4 protein-coding genes are annotated in these 4383 nt (G+C 70.5%); 2 read left to right on the forward strand and 2 right to left on the reverse strand.

Annotated features, from left to right (window positions below; translation table 11 throughout):
* The first annotated feature begins 267 nt into the window (after positions 1–267).
* Positions 268–519 (forward strand): hypothetical protein, encoded by a 252-nt coding sequence (locus tag JWR81_RS17060; RefSeq protein WP_297653152.1) that lies wholly within the window; start codon positions 268–270, stop codon positions 517–519.
* Here JWR81_RS17060 and JWR81_RS17065 read toward each other — a convergent pair.
* Together JWR81_RS17065 and pepN are read right to left on the reverse strand one after the other, a co-directional pair.
* Positions 516–1205, reverse strand: coding sequence for a phosphatase PAP2 family protein (locus tag JWR81_RS17065; RefSeq protein ID WP_297653155.1), 690 nt, complete (start codon positions 1203–1205; stop codon positions 516–518). The two genes, JWR81_RS17060 and JWR81_RS17065, sit on opposite strands and share 4 nt — an antisense overlap.
* A gap of 72 nt (positions 1206–1277) precedes the next feature.
* Positions 1278–3848: an aminopeptidase N gene (gene pepN / locus JWR81_RS17070; RefSeq protein ID WP_297653159.1), complete on the reverse strand. Its 2571-nt coding sequence runs from the start codon at positions 3846–3848 to the stop codon at positions 1278–1280.
* Positions 3849–3952: 104 nt separating this feature from the next.
* On the opposite strand from pepN, the gene JWR81_RS17075 reads away from it, so the two are divergent.
* Positions 3953–4383, forward strand: a 431-nt coding sequence (locus JWR81_RS17075; protein WP_297653162.1) for a DsbA family protein, incomplete at its 3' end; no start/stop codon positions are given.

Here is a 4383-nt window from a genome sequence, read left to right on the forward strand (position 1 = left end):
AACAGTCGCCGGCAGACTCCGATCTGCTGACGGCTCCTCGCGCCTAGTCACCGAACGTCCACCATTTGCGAGACTTCATCAGTACTGGTGATGCTCCGGTTGAGCCGTTCGTTGCATACTGTTGTGACACAGCTCCTAAGAGCTACGGATGCGAGAAGGGAAGGGACCCTGATGGGAGATACGGCGTCGGGGAAGACCGGTGGCGCGCGACGCGGCACGCCGGCTCCGAAGGGCTCGGCGGTCCTGACCCCGCCCTCCGGTGTGCCGGTGACGCCCGATCCCACGGCGTCGGAACTCACAGGGCTTATCCCGGCCCAGCGTTCCCCCGAGGATCTGCGTCCGCCGGCCCCGCCCGCCACCGTCGTCGAGCCCTGCAGCTGCGGACATGCGCGTGCGGCCCACGAGCACTACCGGCCCGGCAAGGACTGCGGTGCGTGCGGCGCGGAGGCGTGCAGCTCCTACCGTCCGGAGGGCGGGCCCGTCCGCAAGGCCCTGCGGAAGATGCACCTGGCCGGCTAACCGGCCGACGGAGCCCGGTCGTGCCCGGTGGGGCGGCCGTGCCTTCGCACGGGCGGGATCCGGTCCAGCAGCAGCGCGAGGCCGAGTACCACGATCACGGCCGTGCAGAAGCCGCCGATGGCGTCGGTGGGGTAGTGGGCGTTCGACGCCACCATGGCGGATCCAACGGCGCCGCCGGCCGCAAGCGCCCCGACGGCGAGGACGGCCAGCCCGCCAGTGCGGCCCGGCCGCACGAGGCTGATCACCAGCAGGGCCAGGATGAGACCGAGCGAGGTGGCGCCGCCGGTGTGCCCGCTGGGAAAGGCGAACCCGCCCTCGATCGTCCGCCCGAGGGCGGGCTTGAGCAGCGTGGTGGCGACACCGGTGACGCCCGGTCCGGCGACCGCGAGCACGGCGAGGCGGCGCCGTCCGAGCCCGAGGCACAGAGCCGCGACGGCGAAGGCGAACAGCACCACGAAGGGCGGCGAGCCGAACACCGTGGCGTGTGTGACGAGCCAGCGATGGGCTGAACCGACGGGATCGATGACCTCGTCGACGTGGATGTCGATGCGGCCCGCGGCGGAGGTGCCCGCATAGCGGATCGCCAGCACGGCGAAGACGACCACCGCCACCCCGGCCACCACCGTGACCGGTCGCCGCAGCGGGGCGGGGACGAGATCCGTGGGGTGAGGCGTTGCCGTGGTCATCCCGGCTGAGGCTACCCGTGGTCGTGCATGGACATCGCCGCCCAGAGCAGTGACGTTCACGCACGACCGGCGTCAGCTGCGGTCGAAATCCCGCGCCGCCAGCGCCCGGACGATCCCGGCCCGGCCCTCGGACACCAGCCGGCGCAGGGCCGGCGGGTGCGACTCGTCGGCCAGCCACGCGTCGGCCGCGTCGACGGTGGACTTCTCCACCGCGTACGACGGGAACAGCCCGACAACCACGGACTGGGCGCGCTCGCTGGTGCGCCGCTGCCAGACCTCGGCCACCTCGGCGAAGTAGCGCTCCACGTACCCGCCGAGCAGCCCGCGCTGGGCCGGGTGGGAGAAGCCGGAGATGATCGACTCCTGCACGGCGTTGGGGATGTCGTCGTCGTGGACGGCGCGCTGCCAGGCGCGTTCCTTGGCCTCGGCCGTGGGGATCAGCGCGCGAGCCAGCTCGGCCTGCCGCTGGCCTGTGGAGGTCGGGTCGCGCTGGAGCTCCTCGTCGATCTCGGTCTCCGAGGCGCCACCGTGCGCGACGAGCGCGTGCAGCAGCCGCCAGCGCAGGTCGGTGTCGACCGTCAGACCCTCGGGCACGTCGACGTCGAGCAGCCAGCCCTTCATCCTCTCCACCACGGTGGCCGGCAGGACGCTGCCAGCCAGCGAGTTCACGACGGCGAGCTGGGCGTCGGACCCGCCGGGGGCGGTGTCGAGGCGGAACCGCAGCTGGTCCACGAGCAGCGGCCAGCCGCGCTCGGCCGCCCACTGCTCATCGGCGTAGGAGGTGATGGCCGTCTGGGCCTGCAGTAGCAACCGCTGCACCACACCGATCTCGGACTCGACGCCGAAGCCGCCGGACACGAGGGTGACGAAGTCGCGGGCCTTGAGCTCGGCCTCGCGGGTCATCTCCCAGGCCGCCGACCAGCACAGCGTGCGCGGCAGCGGTTCGGCGATGTCACCGATGCGGTCGATCAGCGTGGTGAGCGAGCCGGCGTCGAGGCGCAGCGCGCAGTAGGTGAGGTCGTCGTCGTTGACCAGCACGAGCTTGCCGTGGCGCACCCCCACCAGCTCCGGGACGGCCGTGCGCTCGCCCGTGACGTCCACCTCGACGCGGTGGGTGCGGACGATCTTGCCGGTCTCCGGGTCGTCGTCGTACAGGCCCACCGCGATGCGGTGCGTCCGCAGCTCGCCGGCGCCGGGACGCGCCCCGCCCTGCACCACCTCGAAGCGGGTGAGGTTGCCGTCGGCGTCCACCTCGAAGGACGGGCGCAGCAGGTTGAGGCCGGTGGTCTTGAGCCACTGCGCGCCCCAGTCGGACAGGTCGCGGCCCGACGACTCCTCCAACGCGCCGAGCAGGTCGCCGAACGTGGCGTTGCCCCACGCGTGCGCGGTGAAGTAGCTGCGCAGACCGGCGAGGAACGGCTCCAGCCCGACGTAGGCCACGAGCTGCTTGAGCACGCTCGCGCCCTTGGCGTAGGTGATGCCGTCGAAGTTGACCTCGACCGCCTGCAGGTCCGGGATGTCGGAGGCGATCGGGTGTGTGGAGGGCAGCTGGTCCTGCCGGTAGGCCCAGCTCTTCTCGACGTTCGCGAACGTCGTCCAGGCCTCCTTGTACTCGGTGGCCTCGGCCTGGCAGATGACGCTGGCCCAGGTGGCGAACGACTCGTTGAGCCACAGGTCGTCCCACCATGCCATGGTGACGAGGTCGCCGAACCACATGTGCGCCATCTCGTGCAGCACGGTCTCGGCGCGGCGCTCGTAGAGCGAGCGGGTGACGCGGGACCGGAAGACGTAGTCCTCGAGGAACGTCACGGCGCCGACGTTCTCCATGGCACCCGCGTTGAACTCCGGCACGAACAGCTGGTCGTACTTGCCGAACGGGTACCGCACGCCGAAGTTGCGGTGGTAGAACCCGAAGCCCTGCTTGGTCTCGGTGAACAGCCGCTCGTGGTCCATGTGCGGGGCCAGCGACGCGCGGCAGAAGATGCCGAGCGGGATCGTGCCGCCCTCGTCGGTGTACTCGTCCTGCCACGAGGCGTAGGGCCCCGCGACGAGTGCCACGAGGTAGGTGGAGAAGACCTCGCTGGTGGCGAAGTGGTGGGTCTGCGAGCCGCCCGGGCCCTCGACGCTGTTCTCGATCGCCGCGTTCGACACCACGGTCCAGTCGGCCGGAGCCGTCACCGTCAGCCGGTACCGCGCCTTGAGATCGGGCTGGTCGAAGCACGCGAACATGCGCTTGGCGTCGGCCGTCTCGAACTGGGAGTAGAGGTACACGGCACCGTCGACCGGGTCGAGGAAGCGGTGCAGGCCCTCCCCGGTGTTCATGTAGCGGCCCGTGGCCACCACACGCAGCTCGTTCTCCGCGGCCAGATCGGGCAGGGCGATGCCGTCGTCCTCGCGGTAACCCGAGACGTCCAGCTCGACGCCGTTGAGGGTGGCGCTCGCGACATCGGCCCCGACGAAGTCGATCCAACTGTCACTGCCCGGCTCGCGGCAGGTGAAGGAGACGACCGCCGTCGTGGCGAACGTGGTGTCACCCGGCTTGCCTCCGCCGTCGGTGAGGTCCAGGTCGACGACGTAGTCGGAGACCTCCAGCAGCGCGGCCCGGCGCTCGGCGTCGGTGCGGGTCAGATTGGGCGGGGCCATGCGGTGGAAACCCTTCGTCGGTGGGGATCCCGATCCAACCACGCCCCGATCCGGTACGCCCGCGAGATGGGAACACGTCGGCGACCGGCACGGTTGGACGCGATATGACGAGCACCGAGAAGGCCCATGTCGACTTCTGGTTCGACCCGCTGTGCCCCTTCGCCTGGATCACCTCCCGCTGGATGCTGGAGGTCGAGAAGGTCCGCGATGTGGAGGTCGACTGGCACGTGATGAGCCTGGCCGTCCTCAACGAGGGACGCGACCTGTCCGCGGAGTACCTGGAGATGATGAAGAAGGCGTGGGGCCCGGTGCGCGTGGCCATCGCCGCCGCGAAGGAGAAGGGCCCGGACGTGCTGCTGCCGCTCTACACGGCGATGGGCACCCGGATCCACAACCAGGGCAACAAGGACTTCGACGTCGTGATCAAGGAGTCGCTGGCCGAGATCGGGCTCCCCGAGTCCCTGGCCGACGCCGCCACCAGCACCGACTACGACGAGGAGCTGAAGGCCAGCCACCACCGCGGCATGGACCCGGT

This window comes from Pseudonocardia sp. (genome assembly GCF_025965585.1).
Lineage (GTDB): Bacteria > Actinomycetota > Actinomycetes > Mycobacteriales > Pseudonocardiaceae > Pseudonocardia.

Excerpts from the sequence above, each read along its gene's own strand:
- pepN (WP_297653159.1), bottom strand. The coding sequence starts at position 3,848 with ATGGCCCCGCCCAATCTGACCCGCACCGACGCCGAGCGCCGGGCCGCG.
- JWR81_RS17065 (WP_297653155.1), bottom strand. The coding sequence starts at position 1,205 with ATGACCACGGCAACGCCTCACCCCACGGATCTCGTCCCCGCCCCGCTG.